Annotated in this window: 1 protein-coding gene and 1 pseudogene; both read right to left on the bottom strand. The window is 51.3% G+C overall.

Going from position 1 to position 437, the window contains the following annotated elements; genetic code table 11:
• Positions 1-87: twin-arginine translocation signal domain-containing protein (locus tag ACTHUM_RS19940; protein ID WP_440403998.1), on the bottom strand; the 87-nt coding region annotated here is incomplete at its 3' end.
• 57 nt (positions 88-144) lie between these two features.
• Positions 145-437 (bottom strand): annotated as a pseudogene (locus ACTHUM_RS19935) (TonB-dependent receptor); the annotation flags it as partial.

Below are 437 nucleotides of genomic sequence, written 5' to 3'. Positions count from 1 at the left end.
TTCACCGGCTGCCAACAATGAAGGCGAAACGCCTGCGACGACCAGAGCGGTGTTCATTTTTAAGAAATCGCGTCTTTTCATGTCCATTTTTTATCTCCTAGTTCTGAATAAGCCAGTGTAGACATTCTTTCAGACGGCCTGGTTTTAAAAAGCCGCATGCAAACTCAACCAATATGTCCTGCCCGGTGCGTACACCACACTGGGCGACAGGGCGAGGACGTGGTCGCCGCTGATGTGTTCGGCGTAGTTTTTGTTGAACACGTTGTTTACGCCCAAGCGCAAGCCGTATTTGTCTTTGATGTTTACGCCTGCGTAAAGGTCGGCAACGTTAAAGCCGTTGGCGGCTTCGCGTTTGTCTATGCCCATATCTCTTGCCGCGTCAAAATCGCCGCGCGTTTGTTTGGCGACAAAGCGTGTTGCGGCGCCGATGTTGTATC

It is taken from the genome of Neisseria sp. P0021.S006, assembly GCF_051956895.1.
Note: the sequence above shows the minus strand (reverse complement) of the source record. Positions and strands in the feature narration are given on the sequence as shown.